This is a genomic window from Kitasatospora saccharophila, from assembly GCF_039529925.1.
Classification (GTDB): domain Bacteria; phylum Actinomycetota; class Actinomycetes; order Streptomycetales; family Streptomycetaceae; genus Kitasatospora; species Kitasatospora saccharophila.
In genome coordinates this window covers 100,531-121,488 of record NZ_BAAANS010000020.1, presented here as the reverse complement: position 1 = coordinate 121,488, position 20,958 = coordinate 100,531, and the positions used below count along the sequence as shown (strand labels likewise).

Annotated in this window: 15 protein-coding genes; 7 read left to right on the top strand and 8 right to left on the bottom strand. The window is 75.6% G+C overall.

The window, feature by feature from the left end:
- Positions 1 to 73: 73 nt before the first annotated feature.
- The gene (locus ABD345_RS16785; RefSeq protein WP_344552951.1) at positions 74 to 1,264 is read right to left on the bottom strand and encodes an ROK family transcriptional regulator; all 1,191 of its coding nucleotides are present in this window, start codon (positions 1,262 to 1,264) and stop codon (positions 74 to 76) included.
- 205 nt (positions 1,265 to 1,469) lie between these two features.
- Positions 1,470 to 2,210, bottom strand: a complete 741-nt coding sequence (locus tag ABD345_RS16780) for an SDR family oxidoreductase (protein WP_344552949.1) — start codon at positions 2,208 to 2,210, stop codon at positions 1,470 to 1,472.
- Positions 2,211 to 2,300: 90 nt separating this feature from the next.
- On the opposite strand from ABD345_RS16780, the gene ABD345_RS16775 reads away from it, so the two are divergent.
- Positions 2,301 to 3,134 (top strand): LysR family transcriptional regulator, encoded by an 834-nt coding sequence (locus tag ABD345_RS16775; protein WP_344552948.1) that lies wholly within the window; start codon positions 2,301 to 2,303, stop codon positions 3,132 to 3,134.
- Here ABD345_RS16775 and ABD345_RS16770 read toward each other — a convergent pair whose 3' ends face one another.
- Complete coding sequence (locus ABD345_RS16770) at positions 3,135 to 4,205, bottom strand: mechanosensitive ion channel family protein (RefSeq protein WP_344552946.1); 1,071 nt, start codon at positions 4,203 to 4,205, stop codon at positions 3,135 to 3,137.
- Positions 4,206 to 4,516: 311 nt separating this feature from the next.
- On the opposite strand from ABD345_RS16770, the gene ABD345_RS16765 reads away from it, so the two are divergent.
- Positions 4,517 to 5,128: an HNH endonuclease gene (locus ABD345_RS16765; RefSeq protein ID WP_344552944.1), complete on the top strand. Its 612-nt coding sequence runs from the start codon at positions 4,517 to 4,519 to the stop codon at positions 5,126 to 5,128.
- 87 nt (positions 5,129 to 5,215) lie between these two features.
- Here the strand turns inward: ABD345_RS16765 and ABD345_RS16760 are convergent, their stop codons facing one another.
- On the bottom strand, positions 5,216 to 9,049 hold the full coding sequence (locus ABD345_RS16760) for a glycoside hydrolase family 84 protein (RefSeq protein WP_344552943.1): 3,834 nt from the start codon (positions 9,047 to 9,049) through the stop codon (positions 5,216 to 5,218).
- A 307-nt stretch (positions 9,050 to 9,356) separates the two neighbouring features.
- Between ABD345_RS16760 and malQ the strand changes: the two genes are divergently transcribed.
- Positions 9,357 to 11,522, top strand: coding sequence for a 4-alpha-glucanotransferase (gene malQ / locus ABD345_RS16755; protein WP_380274831.1), 2,166 nt, complete (start codon positions 9,357 to 9,359; stop codon positions 11,520 to 11,522).
- A 21-nt stretch (positions 11,523 to 11,543) separates the two neighbouring features.
- Positions 11,544 to 11,765, top strand: coding sequence for a photosystem II reaction center protein PsbW (gene psbW, locus ABD345_RS16750; RefSeq protein ID WP_344552942.1), 222 nt, complete (start codon positions 11,544 to 11,546; stop codon positions 11,763 to 11,765).
- Between the two features lie 170 nt (positions 11,766 to 11,935).
- Here the strand turns inward: psbW and ABD345_RS16745 are convergent, their stop codons facing one another.
- The 3 genes from ABD345_RS16745 to ABD345_RS16735 are packed head-to-tail and all read right to left on the bottom strand — an operon-like array spanning position 11,936 to position 14,495.
- The gene (locus tag ABD345_RS16745; protein WP_344552941.1) at positions 11,936 to 12,649 is read right to left on the bottom strand and encodes an FAD:protein FMN transferase; all 714 of its coding nucleotides are present in this window, start codon (positions 12,647 to 12,649) and stop codon (positions 11,936 to 11,938) included.
- Positions 12,646 to 13,125 carry an FMN-binding protein gene (locus ABD345_RS16740; protein ID WP_344552940.1) on the bottom strand — a complete coding sequence of 160 codons (480 nt, stop codon included), beginning with the start codon at positions 13,123 to 13,125 and terminating at the stop codon, positions 12,646 to 12,648. Before ABD345_RS16740 ends, ABD345_RS16745 begins: the two co-directional genes overlap by 4 nt.
- A gap of 11 nt (positions 13,126 to 13,136) precedes the next feature.
- Positions 13,137 to 14,495, bottom strand: a complete 1,359-nt coding sequence (locus ABD345_RS16735; RefSeq protein ID WP_344552939.1) for a ferredoxin reductase family protein — start codon at positions 14,493 to 14,495, stop codon at positions 13,137 to 13,139.
- Positions 14,496 to 14,668: 173 nt separating this feature from the next.
- Here ABD345_RS16735 and ABD345_RS16730 point away from each other — a divergent pair, with 173 nt between their 5' ends.
- A complete protein-coding gene (locus tag ABD345_RS16730) occupies positions 14,669 to 15,382 on the top strand; it encodes a response regulator transcription factor (RefSeq protein WP_344552938.1) in 714 nt (237 codons plus the stop codon).
- On the top strand, positions 15,379 to 16,869 hold the full coding sequence (locus ABD345_RS16725) for a sensor histidine kinase (RefSeq protein ID WP_344552937.1): 1,491 nt from the start codon (positions 15,379 to 15,381) through the stop codon (positions 16,867 to 16,869). The genes ABD345_RS16730 and ABD345_RS16725 overlap by 4 nt, the downstream gene beginning before the upstream one ends.
- 169 nt (positions 16,870 to 17,038) lie before the next feature.
- Here the strand turns inward: ABD345_RS16725 and pepN are convergent, their stop codons facing one another.
- A complete protein-coding gene (pepN, locus tag ABD345_RS16720; protein WP_344552936.1) occupies positions 17,039 to 19,603 on the bottom strand; it encodes an aminopeptidase N in 2,565 nt (854 codons plus the stop codon).
- Positions 19,604 to 19,766: 163 nt separating this feature from the next.
- On the opposite strand from pepN, the gene ABD345_RS16715 reads away from it, so the two are divergent.
- Positions 19,767 to 20,936 carry an ROK family transcriptional regulator gene (locus tag ABD345_RS16715; RefSeq protein WP_344552935.1) on the top strand — a complete coding sequence of 390 codons (1,170 nt, stop codon included), beginning with the start codon at positions 19,767 to 19,769 and terminating at the stop codon, positions 20,934 to 20,936.
- Positions 20,937 to 20,958 lie beyond the last annotated feature (22 nt).

The window sequence follows — 20,958 nt, the reverse complement described above, 5'->3', positions numbered from 1 at the left end:
GGGCGGGGGCAGGACGGCATGGCCCCGCGGCCCGTGGGGGCCGGGGGAGCGGGGGCGTGCGTGCGTCAAGGCGTCAGTGCGTGCTGAACAGGACGTCCCGGGTGCTCGCCAGCGCGCGTTGCAGCGCACCGGTCAGGACGGGCGACCCCGGCACGGCCGACAGCCGCACCTCCGGCCGCGGGATGGACATCCGGCCCAGGGCCTCCTGGACCAGCTCGCGCAGGCGTTCCCCGCCCGCGGTCGGCGTCCCCCCGGAGAGCACCACCAGCTCCGGGTCCACCACCGAGGCGATCACCGCCAACCCGACCGCCAGCCGATCGGCCAGCTCGGCCAGGAAGGCGTCACCCCCGGCACTGCCCAGGGCCCCGGCCACCGCCTGCGCCGCGTCCGCGCCGCGCAGCCCGTGCTTGCGGGCCAGCGCCAGCACGGCGGGCTCGCCGGCCAGGTCCTGGAACCCGCCGGAGACCTTCCGGCGGGAGCCCAACGACACCGGGGCGTCGGGCACCGGCATGTAGCCGACCTCGCCCGCACCCCCGGTGAAACCCCGGTGCAGCCGGCCCGCGATCACGATCGCCGCGCCGATGCCCTCCTCGGCCCACAGCAGCACGAAGTCCTCGCACCCCGCCGCCGCGCCGCCGGCCTGCTCCGCCACCGCGGCCAGGTTCACGTCGTTCTCGATCGACACCGGCGCGCCCAGCGCCGCCTCCAGCTCCTCCACCAGCCGCGGCGAGTGCCAGCCCGGCAGGTGCGAGGCGTAGCGCAGCTTCCCGGTCACCGGGTCCGGCGCGCCGCCGATCCCGATCACCACCTCGCGCAGCGCCCCCGGGGCGAGCTGCGCCCGGCGCGCCGTCTCCGCGACCGCCTCGGCCACCCGCGCCACCGTCTCCGCGGCGGTCCAGCCCTTGGTCGGCACCCGGTGCTCGGCCAGCGTCGTCCCGGTGATGTCCGCGACCGCGACCCGCACCGTCGTGCTGGTCACGTCCACGCCGGCGACGTGGCCCGCGGCCGGATTCACCTGGTACAGCTGGGCGTTCGGCCCCGGCCCGCCGGCCGTGGTGCCGACCGGCACCACCAGCCCCACCGCCTCCAGCCGGGCCAGCAGCTGCGAGGCGGTGGGCTTCGAGAGCCCGGTCAGGCTCCCGATCTGGGTGCGGGAGAGCGGGCCGTTCGCGAGCAGCAGCTCCAGCGCGGCGCGGTCGTTGATGGCCCGCAACAGGCTCGGGGTACCGGCCAGCGGGGAACGGGGCGTCTTTCGGGTGGTCACGGCCCGATCCTCCTCTGCGTACGCCGTTGCGGCCAACTGTTAGGAAAGTTTCCAATCGTGAGGCGCAGATGTCAACGGTACGTGACCACTTCGTTGGCCGGGACCTGCGGGCGCGGACGGGAACGCGAACAGGGGCGTGGGGAGCCGCGTGCGGCTCCCCACGCCCCTGGGCGGGTCCTCGGTCACCGGGCCCCGGCGGCGGCCGTCACCAGGGCAGCGGCCCGTCCTCGTTGAAGAAGGCGCCGCTGGGCCCGCCGTCGGGCAGCGTGGCCAGCCGGACGGCGACCCGCGCGCCCTGCGCGGGGGTGCGGGTGCCCCGGTGGCCGTTCAGGTCGGTGTCGCAGTAGCCGGGGCAGCCCAGGTTGACCAGGACGCCGGTGCCGCGCAGCTCCTTGGCGTACTGCACGGTCACCGCGTTCAGGAAGGTCTTGGACGGCGCGTAGGCCGCCGAGATCGGGCCGGTCTCCCCGGCCGGGTCGGACTGCAGGGTCAGCGAGCCCACCCCGCTGGACATGTTGACGATCCGCGGGGACGCCGAGCGGCGCAGCAGCGGCAGCAGCGCGTTGGTCACCCGGACCACCCCCAGCACGTTGGTCTCCATCACCAGCCGGATCTCCGCCAGGTCGACCACGGTCGGTTCCTGCGGGACGCCCCCGGTCACCGCCGCGTTGTTGACCAGCACGTCCAGCCGCCCGAAGCGCTCTTCCAGCAGCGCGGCCGCGGCCGCCGCCGAGGCGTCGTCGGTGACGTCCAGCGGCACCCCGAAGGCGTCCGCGCCGCCCGCCCGCAGCGCCTCGACGGCCGCCGCGCGCCGCTTCTCGTCGCGGGCCCCGACCCCGACCCGCCAGCCCAGCGCGCCGAGGCCCGCCGCGATCTCGTACCCGATGCCCTTGTTCGCGCCGGTGACCAGCGCGACCGTCCTGTCGTCCGTCGTGTTCTCGCTCATGCCCCCATGCTCCGGCCGCCGCCCGGGCCGTGGCCAAGACCGATCCGGGCACCCGGCGATACCCGACGGGTATCGCCGTAGGCTGGGCGGGTGGAGACCAGGGAACTGCGGTACTTCGTGGCCGTCGCCGAGGAGTTGAACTACGGCCGGGCGGCGGTCCGGCTGGGCATGGCGCAGCCGCCGCTGTCGCGGGCGATCGCCCGGCTGGAGCGGCGGCTGGACACCGTGCTGCTGGAGCGCGACAGCCACGGCGTGGCGCTGACCGGCGCGGGCCGGGTGCTGCTGCGCGAGGCCCGGATCGCGCTGGACGCGGTCGCGGCCGCCGAGGCCCGCACCCGCCGGGCCGGTCAGCCGGGGCTGGTGCTGGCGGCGAAGGCCGGGGCGTCCACCGAACTGCTGGCGAAACTGCTGGCCGCCTACGCCGCCGAGCCCGGATCGGTGCCGGTGGACGTGCGGCTGTGCCAGTACGGCGAGCAGGGCGCCCTGCTGCGGCGCGGCGAGGCCGACGCGGCGCTGCTGCACCTGCCGTTCGACTCCACCGCCGGCCTGGACACCGAGGAACTGCACACCGAGGGCCAGGTCGCCCTGCTGCCCGCCGGGCACCCGCTGACCGTCCGCCGCGAACTGCGCCTGGCCGACCTGGCCGACCTGCCGGACCTGCCCGCCCCCCGCTACCCGCGCCCCGACGGCACCCACCCCGACGGCCCGGGCCCGGCGATCCGCGACCACGCCCAGCTCTACCAGCTGGTCGCCCTCGGCCGGACGTGCGCCGTCCTGCCCGACTCCTGCCGCGCCCAGCTCCGCGACGACGTGGTGGCCCGGCCCGTCCCGGACGCCCCCCGGGTCACCACCCTCCTCGCCTGGCCCCCCGACAGCCGCTCCCGCCCGCTGGCCGACCTGCTGCGGGTGGCGGCGGACGGCTGATCAGCTCTGCGTCGGTATCGGCTTCGCGGCCAGCGAGCGGGCCGAGTTGGGGTCGGCGAGGGCGGACGGCGGGAGGATCTCGGGGGCGGTGGGCTGGGCCGGGACGGTGGCGGCGGCGGCCTCCTCCTGGAGCTTGACGCCGGCCAGGTCGAAGGCGGCCTTCAGGCGCAGCCGCAGGGCGCGCGAGACCTGGGCGGACTTCCCGGGCGTGCAGCGGGCCTGGACCCGCAGCTGGACGGAGTCGACCGAGACCGACTCGACGCCCAGCACCTTGACCTGGCCCCAGATCAGCTCGTCGTACGGGCTCTCCTTGGCGAGCTGGTCGGCGGCCTCGGCGACCAGCAGCCCGACCCGCTCCAGGTCCTCCTTGTAGCCGACCTGGACGTCCACGGTGGCGGTGCCCCAGCCCTGGCTCATGTTGGCGATCCGCTTGACCTCGCCGTTGCGGATGTACCAGATCTCGCCGCCCGCGCCGCGCAGCTTGGTGACCCGCAGGCCGACCTCCAGCACGGTGCCGGAGGCGACGCCGGTGTCGATCTCGTCGCCGACGCCGTACTGGTCCTCCATGATCATGAATACGCCGGAGAGGAAGTCGGTGACCAGGTTGCGGGCGCCGAAGCCGATCGCCACGCCGGCCACGCCGGCCGAGGCCAGCAGCGGGGCCAGGTCGACGCCGAGCACCGACAGGGCCATCAGCGAAGCGGTGCCCAGGATGGTGAACGAGGCCACCGAGCGCAGCACCGAGCCGATCGCCTCGGAGCGCTGCTGGCGCCGCTCGGTGTTGACCACGCCGCTGTTGGCCAGCAGGCCGCCGAGCACCCCGTGGTCGTTGTCGGCCTCCGCGGGCCGCCCCATCCGGGCCACCAGCTGGTGGATCACCTTGCGGACCACGGCCCGCAGCACCAGGGCCAGCCCGAGGATGAAGACGATCCGGACGCCGTCCACCACCCAGCCCTGCCAGTTCTCGTCCAGCCACCCGGCCGCCTGCCGGGTGGTGTCGGTCACATCGGCGGCGGTGGTGGGGATGGTGAACGTCGGCGCGGTGCTGTCGGCAGCGGAATCGGCGAGCATCGCCCCACTGTAGCGAGCCCCCCACCGGCCCGTTCACCCGCTCGGACGGCCCGTCAGGGGGGCCGGTCCGGTTCCGGCCACGCACCGCACCGGCCCCCGCACGGTACGTGCAGGAGTGCCGCGAGCTGGGCATACCGGCTATGGCGGAACGCGCGCGGGCCCACCGCACGCGCGCGGCCCGTTCACGGAGAAATGGTGGCGTCGTACGTCGACGTAAGGCGACACTGAGGGAGATCACGCCCCGCGCGCGGGGCGAGGTCACCCGCTCGACTCGGCGCGAGCCACGCGCCGCAGGCGTCCAAGGAGGCCCCGTGCCGCATGTCCTTGTCCTCAACGCGTCGTACGAGCCACTCGGTGTCGTCTCGATGCGACGCGCCCTCATCCTCGTCCTCAACCACAAGGCGATCGCCCTGGAGGATGCGGGCACCACTCTGCACAGCGCCACCGGTGCCGTCCAGGCACCGTCCGTCGTCAAGCTGACCCGCTTCGTGCGGGTCCCCTACCGAGGTCCCGTACCGCTGACCAGGCGGGCGCTGTTCGCCCGCGACCACGGCCGGTGCGTGTACTGCGGGGCCGCCGCCACCAGTGTCGACCACGTCATCCCGCGCAGCCGGGGCGGCCAGCACCGGTGGGACAACGTGGTGGCGGCCTGCCGCCGCTGCAACCACACCAAGGCCGACCGGCACCTCGCCGACCTCGGCTGGCGGATGAAGCGCCCCCCGGCCGCGCCCAGCGGCCTGGCCTGGCGGGTCATCGGCACCGGGATCAAGGACCCGCGCTGGCGGCCCTACCTGGAGCCGTACGGCGGCCTCGACCAGTTCCGGGACTTCGAGCACCACGACCATCCGGACCCGGTCCTGCCCGTCCCCGTCCGCACCCGTCCGATCCGCCGCGGCGAGCAGCACGCACCGCTCTCCGCCTGAACAGACAAGGGCCTGCCCGACACGACAACCGGTACGCCTCATGGGCCGCCGCCGCCCCCGCAACGGGAGCGTCGGCGGCCCGCCGCGCTACGGCGCCGGCACGGCGTACAGCTCGACGCCGGACAGCGCGTACCCGTACCGGGTGGCCCGGGCGGTGCCCTGCACCCGGAGGTACCGGGCGTCCGGCGCGTCGAAGCGGACCGTCTCGGTGCCGCCCTGCCCGTTGCCCACCTCGGCCACGGTGGTCCACGCCACGCCGTCGGCGGAGGTCTGGATCCGGTACGCGGAGGCGTACGACGCGCCCCAGTGCAGCACCACCGAGCCCAGCCGGGCCGGCTGCGGCAGTTGCAGCTGCACCCAGGCGTCGTCCCGGGCCGGGGAGCTCCAGGAGGTCTTCGGGTCGCCGTCGGCCACCGCCGCCGCCGGGGTCTTCGCGCTGTCGTCGCCCGAGGACGAGGCGGTCGCGGTCGGCGCCAGGTCCGGCCCGCCGGTCGGCGGCACCACGTGCACCAGCAGCTCCTGGCGGACGGTCAGCGCGCCCGCGGTGAACACCAGCGGCACCCGGTAGGTGCCGGACGGGGTGTCCGCGGCGGCCGTGAGCAGCAGCGGCGCGCCCACCTGGCCGCCGCGCGGCACCGTCACCGCCGCCGCCGGGGCCACCACCAGCCCCTTGGCCACCGCCGGGACCTCGGCCGCCAGGGTGCCGGTCAGCGGGTCCGGCCGCCCCGACTCCACGGTGGCCACGGCCCGCGCGGGCGCGGCGGCACCCGCCACCACGTCCAGCGTCGGCTCGGCCAGCGTCAGCCGGGCCGCCGGGACGTCCGCCCACCACGGGATCACCTGGTTGACCACCGGGGCCTCGCCGCCCGGTTGCCACACCAGCCGCAGCGCCTCCACCGGCCCGCCGTCGGCCCGCAGCTCGTTGTAGCCGGGCCGGACCGGGCCCAGGTCGGCCCAGCTGCCGTCCGGGCGGCGGACCTGCGCGGTCGCCTCGGCCCGCACCGCCGGGTCGGTCAGCACGGTCAGCCGGTCCAGCGGCCGGGCCGTGCCCAGCTCCACCGTCAGCGGGGCGTCGCCCTCGGCGGGCGGCGCGGCCGCCCGGAACGCGGAGTCCGGGTCGCCGGAGAGCACCGCCTGCGGGGAGGAGCCCGGCGCGGCCGGCGGGCCGGAGACCGCGGTGTCCACCGCGTCCGGCGCGTCGGCGGTGAACTCCCGCACCGCGACGGCGGTCTGCTGCCCGGAGGTGGCGCGCAGCCGGACCGCCTTGGCGACCGTGCCCGCCGGGGCGGTCGCGCTGACCGTCCGCTGCCCGTGCACGGTGGCCAGCCGGTGCCAGCCGCCCGTGCCGCTCCAGTACTCCAGCACCCCGTCGTGCAGGTAGTCGTCGGCCGCCGACCGGGCGTCCGGCTCGTCGCCCCAGCCGCCCATCAGCACCGTCACCGAGCCCAGCGGCTTCGGGGTGCCCAGGTCCAGGCCGAAGCTGTCGCCGACCTGCGGCGGCGCGGAGGACCAGTAGAAGGTCTGCCCCGAGCCGTCCGCCATCAGCGCCGGGCCGTGGTCGTGCGCGGTGCCCAGGGTGGTGGTCGGCGCGGCGCCCGCGGTGATGCCCGACCAGGTGTCCGCGGACTTCGCCGCCCGGTCCAGGAAGGCGTCCAGCACGCCCTTGCCGACCGTCACCGGGTTCTGCTCCAGCACCCCGCGCTGGCGCCCAAGCTCCAGCCGGGCCTGCCAGGCCGCGGTGCCGTCGCCGCCCTGCTGGGCCAGCAGCATGTCCACGGCCGCCCGGCCCGCCGCGCCGTACGCCGACAGCCGGGCCAGCCAGGGCGCCGCGTCCTGCGCCAGCGGGTCGCCCGCCAGCGTCCGCGGCGCGTCCGCCATCACGCCGAACGCCTCGCGCAGCGGCTGCGCGGCCGCCCGCAGCCCGGCCGGGTCGGCGGGCGCGCCGGAGGCCGGTTCGGCCGCCGCCCAGAACCGCTCCACCAGCGGCGCCAGGTACGCCGACTCCCGGCCGTCCAGCGGCGAGGAGGAGCTGTTGCCCGCCAGCGCCGCCGCCGCGGCCTGCTCCGCGGGCCCCGCGGTCAGCAGCCGCAGCGCCCCGGCCAGCGACTCCTCGGGCCGGTAGCCGTCCGGCTGCCAGCCGAAGTCGGCGGCCGTGGCCAGCGGGATCCGGGACGCCACCGGCTGGCTCATCGCCGCGGTCAGCAGCACCGCCGAGCGGCGCGCCACCTCGGCGTCCCGCCCGGCGTAGCCGCCCAGGAACAGCCGGTCCGGCGCCGAGTCGTTGACCGGGTAGTTGTCCATGGTGACCAGCGGACGCCCGAACAGGCCGGCGGTGGAGTCGATCTGATCGGCCGTCACCTTCCCGGGGATCGCCGCGCCGCCGCTCCACGCCACCCGCACCCCGTCCGGCAGCCCGGCCGCCAGCGCCGCCCGGTACGGCGTCGTGCCCTGCTTCAGGTACTCGGTGGGCACCACCGACAGCGGCGCCAGCTCCGGGTGCCGCTCCAGCAGCCGCTGCCGCACCGTCGCGACCAGCGCGCTCTGGGCCTTCGCCGCCGCCACCGGCCCGGTGCCGAAGGTGCGCCGGTCCGCCCCGCAGTGCCACTCGTCGTACGACACGTCCAGGAAGTCCAGCTGGAACTCCCGCACGCCCAGCCCCCACAGCCCGTCCAGCTTGGCGACCAGCGCGTCCGCGTCCTTGCCCGAGGAGAAGCAGAACGACTGCCCCGGCGCGACCGAGTACGCCACCGTCACGTGGTTGGCCCGGGCCCGCGCCGTCAGCTCCGCCAGCTCGGCCGCCTCCCGCCGCGGGTACGCCTCCCGCCAGCGCTGCAAGCGGTACGGGTCGCCGCCCGGCGCGTACAGGAAGTAGTCCTGCTTGGTGCGGCCCAGGAAGTCCACCAGCGCCAGCCGCTGCTCGGAGCTCCACGGCGCCCCGTAGAACGACTCCGCGGTGCCGCGCCGGGCCGCGCCCGAGGGCCAGTCCCGCAGCAGCACGCCCGGGAAGCCCCGGTCGCCCCCGCCGCCCTGCCCCTGCCCCGGGCCGATCGGGGCGAGCAGCTGGGCCAGGCTCTGCGCCGCGTAGAAGGTGCCCGCGCCGTCCACCCCGGCCAGCACCACCGCGCCGTACGCGCCGCCCGCGCCGTCGTCCGCGGGCAGCCGGCCGGCCGCCAGCAGGTAGCCGCCCGCGGGCAGGCCCGCCAGCTGCGGCACCTCGGTGTCCTTCAGCCCGTCCGCCACCGCGATCTGCCGCAGCGCCCGGTCGACCGCCCCGCCCGCGCCCTCGTACGGGCCGCCGACGTACACCACCAGCGACCCGGCCGCCGGGTGCTCGGGGGCCTGCGCCGCGGTCCGCACCTCGGTCGCGCCCGCCCGGGCCAGCAGCGCGCGCACCGCGTCCACCGCCGGGCCGTCGGCGGAGTCCGCCAGCACCACCGTCACCTGCCGGGGCACCGCCACCGGCTCGCCGCCGACCCGCGACTCCTGCGGGCGCGGGAACACCCGGGGTTCGGTCAGCGAGCCCAGCGCCGGCGGCGCCTCGGCGGCGGGCGCGGCGTCAGCGGTGTCCGCGGCGCTGCTGCCCGGGTCCTGGCGGAGGCCCGGCTCCGCGGCGAAGCCCGGCGCGGGGAGCAGCAGGCCGCCGACCACCGCCGCCGCCGACAGGGTGGCCGCGATCCGCAGCGCGCTGCCCCGCCGGCCGGTGCGGCGCTCGGCGCGCACCGAGGCCAGCAGCGGTTCGGTGCCCTTGAGGTCGGAGATCAGCCGGTCCGCGGTCCGCGGCGCCACCTGCCGGGCCGTCCGCGCCGCCGTCCGGCGGGCCGCCAGCGCCGCCGGGTGGTTCAGCACCTCGCGCAGGGCCGCGCTGCGTTCCAAACCCTGTCGCAGCCGCCGCCCGGCCGCCACCGACACCCGCGCCTGCACCGGAGCCTCCTCGCCCGAAACGCCCAGCTCACCGGCCCCCCGCCGCTCCGGCCCGGCCCCCCGCGGCCGTCCGGCCCGCCCACCCCACCAGCTACCCGCGCCGCTGTCAACGCCCTTGGCAGCTATGTCCGTTATCAACCGAAAAGGACGGAGGTCCGCCGGGTCGGCAACCGGGCGGGCGGACGTTCACCCGACCGGTGCGGGGCGCGGGCCGTGTCGGTCGGGGTCGGCGGGCGGCGGCGCGGGTAGGACTGTGCCTGTCTACATCGTCGGCGTCGGGGAGCAACCCGAGGACGGAGTGCGCCTGGTGGCCGCATACCTTGACCGGGAGCAGGCGGGATTCGAACAGGTCCCGGCGGAGGACAACCCGCCGGCCCCACCGGAGTTGACGGCGCTCGCGCACGCCCACGGGGTGGACACCTGCTACGACGCCGGGGCGGGCCCGGTGCAGGTCGGGGCGCGGACGCTGACCGCCGTGCTGGCCGCGCTCGGGATCGACGCCGGGACGCCCGAACTGGCCGCCGAGGCCCTGGAGCGGCACCGCACGGAGAGCGCCCGGCGCCTGCTGCCGCCCACCGTGGTCGCCTGGCAGGGGCGGCGCACCGCGCTCGACCTGCCGGCCGGGGCCGAGGTCCGGATCGAGCTCGAACAGGGCGGCGAACCCTGGGAGTTGACGGTCGAGCACGCGCACTGGCTGCCCGAGGACCTGCCGCCCGGCCGGCACGTCCTGGCCGTCCGGGCGGACGGGCGCGCCGCCCGCGCCGCCCTGGTGGTCGCCCCGCCGCGGATCCCCGAGCCGCGGGGCCGCAGCTGGGGCTTCCTCGCCCAGCTGTACTCGGTGCTGAGCGAACGCTCCTGGGGCATGGGCGACCTGGCCGACCTCGCGGAGCTCGCCCAGTGGGCGGGCGCCGAACTCGGCGCGGGCTTCCTGCAGATCAACCCGCTGCACGCGGGCATGCCCGGCGCCCCCTCCGACCCGTCCCCGTACCGCCCCTCCTCGCGCCGCTTCGCCGACCCGGTGCACCTGCGGATCGAGGCCGTCCCCGAGTACGCCCGGCACGAGGAGGCCCGCGAACTCGCCCACCGGGCCCGGCTGCTGCGCGAGGAGGTGCTGGAGCACGACGCCCTGATCGACCGGGACTCGGTGTGGTCGCTCAAGCGCCGGGCCCTCGAACTGCTGCACACCGTGCCGCGCGGGGTCGGCCGGGAGGCCGCGTACCGGGCGTTCGTCCGGCGCGAGGGCGAGTGGCTGGAGCGGTACGCGGTGTGGAACGCGCTGGCCGAGGCGCACGGCGGCGGCTGGCACTCCTGGCCCAAGGGCCTGCGCCACCCCGCCAACCCGCAGGTCGCCGCCGCCAAGGCCGAACTGAAGGACCGGATCGAGTTCCACCGCTGGCTGGCCTGGCTGGTCGACGAGCAGCTGCACGCCGCCCAGCGGGCCGCCACCGACGCGGGCATGCCGATCGGCCTGATCCACGACCTCGCGGTCGGCGTCCACCCCGACGGCGCCGACGCCTGGGCCCTGCAGGACGTGCTCGCCGCCGGCATCTCCACCGGCGCCCCGCCGGACGCCTTCAACGCCCACGGCCAGGACTGGGGCCTGCCGCCCTGGCGCCCCGACGCGCTCGCCGAGGCCGGGTACGCCCCGTTCGCCGCGCTCATCGCCTCCGCCGCCCGGCACGCCGGCGCGATCCGGATCGACCACGTGATGGGCCTGTTCCGGCTCTGGTGGGTCCCCGAGGGCGCCCTCCCCACCCAGGGCACCTACGTCCGCTACGACGCCGAGGCGATGCTCGCCGTCCTCGCCCTGGAGGCCCACCGGGCCGGCACCGCCGTCATCGGCGAGGACCTCGGCACCGTCGAACCCGGCGTGCGCGAACGCCTCGCCGACCACGGCGTGCTCGGCACCTCCGTGCTCTGGTTCGAACGGGACTGGCAGGCCGACGGCGCCGTGCTGCCCCCCGAGCACTGGCGCCCCGGCTGCCTGGCCACCCTCACCACCCACGACCTGCCCTCCACCGCCGCCCGGCTCACCGGCGAGCACGTCGAACTGCGCCACCGCCTCGGCCTGCTGGCCCGCCCGCTGGCCGAGGAACAGGACGCCGCCGCCGCCGAACTCGCCGACTGGCAGCGCGAACTCGTCCGGATCGGGCTGCTCGCCGAGGGCGAACCGGCCACCCCCGAGGCGCTGTACGCCTACCTGCTGGCCACCCCCGCCAAACTGGTCGGCGTCTGGCTCCCCGACACCGTCGGCGACCCCCGCCCGCAGAACCTCCCCGGCACCTGGGACCAGTACCCCAACTGGCGCCTCCCGGTCGCCGACGCCACCGGCACCCCCCGCACCCTCGACGCGCTGGCCACCGCCCCCGGCACCGCGGGCATCGCCGCCACCCTCGCCCCGCTGAACACCCCGCCCGACCTCCCGCCGCCGGGACACGCCGACAGGCGCACCCCGCCGGGCGCAGCGGTGTAGGGGGCCGGTACCTTGGGAAACGTGGACAAGAGGAACGCAATGCGCGCCGGTGCGGTCACCGCGGCGGCCACGCTGATGATGGTCATGTCGTCCCCCGCGATGGCGCTCACGCGCGACGACGGCGACAACCCGGGTACCGGCCTGAGCGTCGGTCAGACCCTGGGCCTGTTCGTCGCCCTCCCGATCGTCGCCTTCGCGGTGATCGCGGGCCTCTGCATGATCCCGGGCAGCAAGAAGAAGTAACCGCAGTGGCCCCGTCAGGGGCTCGGGGAACGGCGAGTCCGTGCTGCTGACGGCCGGAGCCCATCGAAGGTTCGTGCTGCTGCGTGTCTTTGACGGAACCGGAAGCCGATGCGCTGGGCGGCAGTGAACCGTCAGCAGACTGGGCCTCGCCGTTCCCCGAGCCCCTGGTTTCACCAGTTCGTCGTCTCCTGCCGCCCGTCCGGGTGGATCGCCAGCGCCCGGACGCCCTTCGCGGCGAGCCAGCGCAGCCCCCGTGGGGCGCCCATCGCGAACGCCGCGGTGGCGAGGGCGTCCGTGCGGGTGAGGTGGGGGCCGACCAGGGTGAGCGAGGCGTAGGAGTCCGCGGGCAGGGCGGTGTGCGGGTCGATGATGTGCGGGCCGCGCTCCGCGGTGCCGGAGGTGGCGACGGCCAGGTCGTGGCCGGTGACGACGCGGGCCACGGCCCCCTCGCGGTGCGGGTCGGCGATCCCGATCCGCCACGGACCGCCCGCGGTCTGGACGTCCCCGCCGCCGCTGACGCAGTGGTGGGCCGAGCCGGACCCGCGCAGCGTGCGGGAGGCCTCCTCGACGGCCCAGCCCTTCACGTAGCCGCTGGGGTCGAGCCGTCCGCCGGGCCGCGCGGTGAAGTACCCGCCGGTCTCCGCGGTGAGTTCCGCGCACCGGGCCAGCACCTGCCGCACCTCCGGGTCGGCCTCGGCGAGGGCGAGTTCCCCGCGGTCGATCCGGCTGACCTCGCTCTGCGGCCGGTAGGTCGAGAACACCGCGTCGATCCGGTGCAGCCGCTCCACGATCCGCCGGATCGCCGGGCCGGTCTCCGGCCCGGGGTCGCGGACGGCGATGGAGAACACCGTCCCCATCACGTGCTCGACGTGGTTGGCGGTCACTTCTTCGCCTGGTCGAGCGCGCTCTGCAGGGAGCGGGTGTAGCCGTCGCTGGTGTACGTCGCGCCGGAGACCACGTCGATGTCGGCGCTCTGCGCGGCGAGCGCCTCCTGGTTGAGGACCGGGATGGCGTAGCTGTTGATCTCCTGGTCGCGGCGGTCCCGGGTGGGGTACTGGAGCACGTCGATCTTGCTGATCTTCCCGCCGTCCAGGGTGACCTTGACCTGCACCGGCCCGTACCGGGTGTTGACCGCGGTGCCGGTGACGGTCTGCGCGGCCCCGCCGCCCTGCGCGGTGTCCGTGGCGCCGCCGGTCGAGCCCGTCCCGGCGCCGGTGCCGCTGCCGGTGCCCGCGGCGTTCCCGGTGTTCGCGTTCGAGGCGGAGATGGCGTGCGCGGGGGAGGCGTCGTGGGGCTTGAGGGAGAGCAGCAGGACGACCCCGGCGGCGGTCGCGGAGGCGGTGATGACGGCGCGTCGCATGGCGGGGGCTCCTAGAAGGCGAAGGACTCGTGGTGGATGCGGTCGGCCCGGACCCCGGCGGCGCGCAGCGCGCGGACGGCGTCGGCGGTGAACTCCTCCGGGCCGCACAGGTAGACCTCGTGCCGGGCCAGGTCGGGGACGAGCCGGCGCAGCGCCGCGCCGAGGTCGCCCACCTCGGCCCGGCCGCCGAGCAGTTCGTGCACCCGGACGCCGCGCTGCGCGGAGACGGCGGCGAGCTCGCGGCGGAACAGCACGTCCTCCGGGCGGCGGGCGCGCTGCACCAGGGTGAGCCGGCCGGGGAGGGTCTCGACCAGCGCGCGCAGCGGGGTGACGCCGACGCCCGCGCCGAGCAGCAGCACCGGCCCGCCGCGGTGCCGCCGCTCGGTGAACGCCCCGTACGGCCCCTCGGCGCGGACCTTGGTGCCGGGGGCGAGCGCGGCGAGCGCCGCGCTGTGGGCGCCCAGGCCCTTGACGGTGAAGCGCAGGAAGCGCGGGTGCGGGGGAGCGGAGAGCGAGTACGGGTTGGCGGCCCAGCGCAGCTGCGGGGTGAGGAACTGGAGCCGGAAGAACTGCCCGGGTTCGGCGCGCAGTTCGTCCAGGTGCCGGCCGGTGAGGAAGACCGAGACCACGCCCGGGCCCTCGGCGCGCACCTCGGCGATCTCCAGCCGGTGCCGCCGGTCGCGCAGGTACGGGCTGAGCAGCCGGTACCAGCCCAGGACGGCGGCGGTGCCGAAGTACAGCAGGTACCAGCCGGCCTTCGCCGGGCCGTCGGTCAGGTCGGCGCCGGTGGTGAGCTGGTGGGCGAAGCCGAGCGCGACGGCCAGGTAGGTGGCCAGGTGCAGGTAGTACCAGACCTCGTAGCCCATCCGGCGGCGGGCGGCCCGGGCGGAGACCGCGCCGGTGCCGAGCAGCAGCAGGGTGGCGAAGGTGGCCTTGAGCATGTCGGGGAAGTGGAACACCATCTCGACGCCCTGGTCCCACAGGCCATGCCCGTCGGTCAGCGCGTAGCCCCAGATCACGGTCAGCACGTGCACGGTGACCAGCGAGACCAGGTAGCGGCCGCCGTACGCGTGCCAGCGGGCCAGCCGGTCCGCGCCCACCTCGCGCTCCAGCAGCGGGACCCGGGCCATCAGCAGCAGCAGGACGGGCGCGGCGTAGCCGGCCAGCAGGCCGGTGATCCGGCCCGCGTTGGTGAGCCAGTCGGCGGCGCCGGCCACCCGCGGGGTGTCGGCCCACCACAGGGCGAGGACGCCGAGCGCGCCGAGCACGATCAGGGCGAGCGCGCCGCGCCGGACGGCGTCCGGGGGCAGGGCGCGGCGGCGGGGTGCGGCGCGCCGGGCGGCCCGGGCGGGGGTGGAGACAGCGGTCAACGGGCCCTCCTTCGGTGGTGCCGGGCCCACGGTGTCACCGGAAGCTCTCAGTTCCCTATGAACCGATCGTCCTACCGGGCGTCCGGGAAGGGTATCGCCGCAGCTCGGAGCAGTGGTACCAAGGCTCCGCACGGTCCGACGATCTCACCGCTTTCTCATCCCGGAACGGCAGGATGCCCCCCATGCAGCACGCGGACACCCCCTGGCGGGTCCTGGTGGTCGACGACGAACCCGACCTGGTCGAGGTCCTCTGCGGCGCGCTGCGCTACGAGGGCTGGCAGGCCCGCGGCGTCACCGGCGGCCTGGACGCCGTGGCCGCCGCCGCCGAGTGGCACCCGCACGCCGTGGTGCTGGACGTGATGCTCCCCGACTTCGACGGACTCGAAGTGCTGCGCCGCGTCCACACCACCGACCCCGAGGTCCGGGTGCTCTTCCTCACCGCCCGCGACGCCGTCGAGGACCGGATCGCCGGGATCGCGGCCGGCGGCGACGACTACGTCACCAAGCCGTTCAGCCTGGAGGAGGTGGTGGTCCGGCTGCGCGGCCTGCTGCGCCGCACCGCACCCCCCGGACCCGCCGCCCCCGGCACCCTCGCCGTCGGCGACCTGCGGCTCGACCCCGCCACCCGGGAGGCCCGCCGCGGCGGCGAACCCGTCGACCTCAGCCCCACCGAGTTCGCCCTGCTGCGCTACCTGATGGAGCACCCCCGCCAGGTGCTCAGCAAGGCCCAGATCCTGGACGCCGTCTGGTCCTACGACTTCGGCGGCCAGGCCCACGTGGTCGAGCTCTACATCAGCTACCTGCGCCGCAAGATCGACGCCGGCCGGTCCCCGATGATCCACACCGTCCGCGGCGCCGGCTACGTCCTGCGGGCGGCCACCGGATGAGCCGCCCCGTCCCGCGCGTCCCCGTCCTGCGCGTCCCCGTCCCGCGCGTCCCCCCGCGCACCCTGCGGGCCCGGCTGGTGGCCGGTGTCCTGGTCCTGCTGGTGCTGATCTGCGCCGGCGTCGGCCTGGCCACCTGCGAGGCGCTGCGCCACTTCCTGGTCGACCGCCTCGACCAGCAGCTCTCCGCCGCCGGCGGCCGCTACGCCGCCAGCCTCGAACACCCCGGCCAGAGCGGCCACGACACCCGGGCCCAGTCGCCCGGCACCTTCGGCGCCCGGCTGGTCGACGGCGGCCTCACCCACGCCGCGGTGGTGGGCGGCGTCCCGCCCGGCGACGACGACCCCGTCCCGCTCACCAGGAACTCCGCCGACGCCGCCGTCCCGCTGGACGCCGCCGACCTGGGCGCGCTGCGCGCCCTGCCCGCCGACGGCCACCCGCGCGACCTCGACCTCTCCGCGCTCGGCCACTACCGGGTCGCCGCCGTCACCGGCTACGACCACGACACCCTGGTCACCGGCCTGCCGCTGCACCCCGTCGACGAGACCGTGCGGCACCTGCTGCTGATCGAACTCGTGGTCTTCGCCGCCGCGCTCACCGCCGCCGCGGCCGCCGGCACCCTCGCCGTCCGGCTCGCCCTGCGCCCGCTGGACCGGGTCGTCGCCACCGCCGAACGGGTCTCCGCGCTGCCGCTCGCCAACGGCGCCGTCGACCTCGCCGAACGCGTCCCCGACGACGACCCGCGCACCGAGGTCGGCCGGGTCGGCACCGCCCTCAACCGCCTGCTCGGCCACGTCGCGGACGCCCTGACCCGCCGCCAGAACGTCGAGGAGCGCCTGCGCGCCTTCGCCGCCGACGCCAGCCACGAACTGCGCAACCCCGTCGCCACCGTCCGCGGCCACGCCGAACTCGCCCTCCGGCACCCCGGCCCCGTCCCCGCGCCGGTCCGGCACTCGCTGGAACGGATCAGCGCCGAGTCCCGCCGGATGGGCGCCATCGTCGAGGACCTGCTGCTGCTCGCCCGCCTGGACGCCGGCCGCCCGCTCGCCGTCCAGGACACCGACCTCACCCGGATCGTCCTCGACTGCACCGCCGACGCGAAGGCCGCCGCCCCCGGCCACCGCTGGCTGCTCGAACTCCCCGTCGAACCCGTCACCGTCCCCGGCGACCCGCACCGCCTCGCCCAGGTCGTCACCAACCTGCTGGCCAACGCCCGCACCCACACCCCCGACGGCACCACCGTCACCCTCGGCCTCGCCCCCGACGGCCGCCTCACCGTCACCGACGACGGCCCCGGCATCCCCGCCGAACTGGCCCCCCACGTCTTCGACCGCTTCACCCGCGGCGACCGCGCCCGCTCCCGCCGCACCGGCTCCACCGGCCTCGGCCTCGCCATCGTCCAGGCCGTCGTCCACGCCCACCACGGCACCGTCACCCTCGACAGCACCCCGGGCCGCACCACCTTCACGGTGATCCTGGGGGCGAAATAGGGGCCCGGGGAACGGCGGGTCGATGCTGCTGACGGCCGGAGCCCATCGAAGGTCCGTGCTGCTGCGTGCCTGAAGCAGATCCAGAAGCCAAAGCACGCAACAGCAGTGAACCGGCAGCAGCCACGACCTCGCCGTTCCCCGAGCCCCTATCGGTGCTCTCCCGCTGCCCTTACCGGTCGGCGGCCTGAGCCCTGAGCGCTCGCTCCACGCCCGCCCGCGCCTCGACGACCTGGCGGCGCAGTGCCGGCGCCGGGTCCGCGGTGGCGAGCCAGGCGTCGGTGGCGTCCAGGGTGGCCCGGGAGACCGCGTAGGAGGGGTAGAGCCCGCCGATGATCTGCTGGGAGATCTCGTGGCTGCGGGTCTCCCACACCTGCTTGACCGAGGCGAAGTACTTCTCGGTGTAGGCGGCCAGCAGGTCCCGCTGGTCGGGCTGCTGGAAGCCGGCGATGACGGCCTCCTGGACGTAGTTGGTGAGGGTGTCGGACTCGACGACCGACGCCCAGGCCGCGGCCTTGGCCTCGGCGGTGGGCCGGGCCGCGCGGCAGGTCGCGGCGTGCTCCTGCCCGGAGGAGGTGTTGTCGCGGGCGAGTTCGGCGTCGATCGCGGCCTCGTCGGCGCGCCCGGTGGCGGCCAGTCGGCCGAGCAGGGCCCAGCGCAGTTCGGTGTCGACGGCGAGGCCGTCGATCTCCACACTGCCGTCCAACAGCCCGGCGAGCAGGGCGAGTTGGTCGTCAGTGCGGGCGGCGCCGGCCAGCGTGCGGGCCCAGGCGAGCTGGTGGTCGCTGCCGGCGGGGGCCTCGTGCAGGGCGGTCTGGGCGGCGGCGGCCCAGCGCTGCAGGCCCTCCTCGCGCCAGGCGGGGTCGGCGTACAGCTCCAGGGCGAGCTTGACCTGGCGCTGGACGGACTGGACCACGCCGATGTCGCTCTCGCGCTGCAGGCCGGAGAGGGCGAGCGCGAGGTAGTCGCGGGTGGCGAGTTCGCCGTCGCGGGTCATGTCCCAGGCGGAGGCCCAGCACAGGGCGCGCGGCAGCGAGTCGGCGAAGTCGCCGAGGTGCGCGGTGACCACGGCGAGCGAGTCGGCGTCGAGCCGGACCTTCGCGTAGGAGAGGTCGTCGTCGTTGAGCAGCAGCACGGCGGGCCGCGGCCGGCCGGTCAGCTGCGGGACGGCGGTGCGCTCGCCGTCGACGTCGAGCTCGATCCGGTCGGTGCGCACCAGCTTGCCGTCGACGAGCTCGTACAGGCCGACGGCGATCCGGTGCGGGCGCAGCACGGCCTCGCCGCGGGCGCCGGCGGGCAGCGCGGGGGCCTCCTGCAGGACGGCGAAGGACTCGATGGTGCCGTCCGCCGCCACCGACAGCTCGGGGCGGAGCACGTTGATGCCGGCGGTCTCCAGCCACGCGGTGGACCAGGTCCGCAGGTCGCGGCCGCTGGCCTCCTCCAGGGCGCCGAGCAGGTCGGCGAGCCGGGTGTTGCCCCAGGCGTGGCGCTTGAAGTAGGCGCGCACGCCCTGGAAGAAGGCGTCCTGGCCGACGTAGGCGACCAGCTGCTTGAGCACCGAGGCGCCCTTGGCGTAGGTGATGCCGTCGAAGTTGACCTGGACGTCCTCCAGGTCGTTGATCTCCGCCATGATCGGGTGGGTGGAGGGCAGCTGGTCCTGCCGGTACGCCCAGGTCTTCATCTGGTTGGCGAAGGTGGTCCAGGAGTGCGGCCACTGGGAGGCGGGGGACTCGGCCTGGCAGACGACCTCGGCGAAGGTGGCGAAGGACTCGTTCAGCCACAGGTCGTTCCACCACTCCATGGTGACGAGGTCGCCGAACCACATGTGGGCGAGCTCGTGCAGGATGGTCGCGGCGCGGGCCTCGTAGGAGGCGTCGGTGACCTTGGAGCGGAAGACGTACTGGTCGCGGAAGGTGACGGCGCCCGCGTTCTCCATCGCGCCGGCGTTGAACTCCGGGACGAACAGCTGGTCGTACTTGGCGAAGGGGTAGGGGAAGTCGAACTTCTCCTGGAAGTAGTCGAAGCCCTGCCGGGTGACCGCGAAGATCGCGTCCGCGTCCAGGAACTCGCGCAGCGACGGCCGGCAGTAGACGCCGAACGGCACGTGCTGGGCGCCGTTGTCGTAGCTGTCGAAGACGCCGACGTACGGGCCGGCGATCAGCGCGGTGATGTAGGTGGACATCCGGGGGGTGGGCTCGAAGGTCCACACCCGGGTGTCGCCGTCGCCGGCCGGTTCGGGGGTGGGGGAGTTGGAGACCACCACCCAGCCGGCGGGGGCGGTGACGGTGAAGGCGAAGGTGGCCTTCAGGTCGGGCTGCTCGAAGTTGGCGAAGACGCGGCGGGCGTCCGGGACCTCGAACTGGGTGTACAGGTAGGTCTCGCCGTCGGCGGGGTCGACGAAGCGGTGCAGCCCCTCGCCGGTGTTGGTGTAGGCGCAGTCGGCGACGACCCGCAGCTCGTTCTCGGCGGCCAGGCCGGGCAGCGCGATGCGGCTGTCGGCGAAGTTCTCCAGCGGCAGGGCGCGGCCGTTGAGGACGATCTCCGTCACGGCGGGCGCGACCAGGTCGATGAAGGTGGAGGCGCCGGGTTCGGTGCTGGTGAAACGGACCACGGTGGTGGACCGGAAGGTGCCGCCCTCGCGTGCGGAGCTCAGGTCGAGCTCGATCTCGTACGCGTCCACGGCCAGGAGTGCGGCCCGGGTGCGGGCTTCCTCACGGGTCAAGTTGGTGCCAGGCACTCGCAGGACTCCTTCGTCAGGGCTCGGGTTACCGGGAATCCTCCCATGCGGGTAACGATCCGTGTTCGTGCTTGACTCCCCCTCCGAGCAGTGCCGGAGCATAGAGTTCAGAAGTTGAAGCTGAACTTCTCACGAACAGCAAGTGCGCCCTGGAGGGTGGAACATGTCGACGGACACACCGGGATCGCAGTCCTCACTGCACCGGGCGAATCTCGAACGGGTGCTGCGAGCCGTGCGGATGGCCGGATCGCTGACCCAGGCGGAGATCGCCCGGGGCACGGGGCTGTCGGCCGCGACGGTGTCCAACATCGTCCGCGAGCTCAAGGAGTCCGGCACCGTGGTGGTGGCCGACACCTCCTCGGGCGGGCGGCGGGCGCGCAGCGTGTCGCTGAGCGGGGACGCCGGGATCGTGGTGGGCGTGGACTTCGGCCACACCCACCTGCGGGTGGCGGTGGGCAACCTGGCGCACCGGGTGCTGGCCGAGGAGAGCGAGCCGCTGGACGTGGACGTCTCCGCGCAGCAGGGCTTCGACCGGGCCGAACGGATGGTGGAGCGGCTGCTGGGGCAGGCCGGCTTCCCGGCGGACAAGGTGATCGGGGTGGGCCTGGGCGTGCCGGGCCCGATCGACGTGGAGACCGGGGCGCTCGGTTCGAGCGCGATCCTGCCGGGCTGGACGGGCGTGGTGCCGGGCCAGGAGCTGACCGGGCGGCTGAGCATGCCGGTGCACGTGGACAACGACGCCAACCTGGGCGCGCTGGGCGAGCTGGTCTGGGGCGCCGGGCGGGGCCTGAGCGACCTGGCGTACATCAAGGTGGCCAGTGGCGTGGGCTCCGGCCTGGTGATCAACAACCAGATCTACCGGGGCCCGGGCGGCACCGCGGGCGAGATCGGCCACATCACGCTGGACGAGGCGGGGCCGGTGTGCCGCTGCGGCAACCGCGGCTGCCTGGAGACCTTCGTGGGCTCCCGCTACCTGCTCAACCTCTTGAACGCCAACCACCCGGGCGAGCTGAGCCTGGGCAAGGTGGTGCGGCTGGCCCAGCAGGGCGACCTGGGCTGCCGCCGGGTGATCGCCGACGCGGGCCGGCAGATCGGCATGGGCGTGGCGACCCTGTGCAACCTGCTCAACCCCCGCCGGGTGATCCTCGGCGGGGACCTCGCCGAGGCCGGTGACCTGGTGCTCTCCCCGATCCGGGACTCGGTGGCGCGGTACGCGATCCCCAGCGCGGCCCGGCAGTTGTCGGTGGTCCCGGGGACGCTCGGCGGCCGGGCCGAGGTGCTCGGCGCGCTGGCCCTGGTGATGAGCGAGATGGGGGAGACGGGGGTGCTCTGAGACCCCCGCGGGTGGGCCGGCG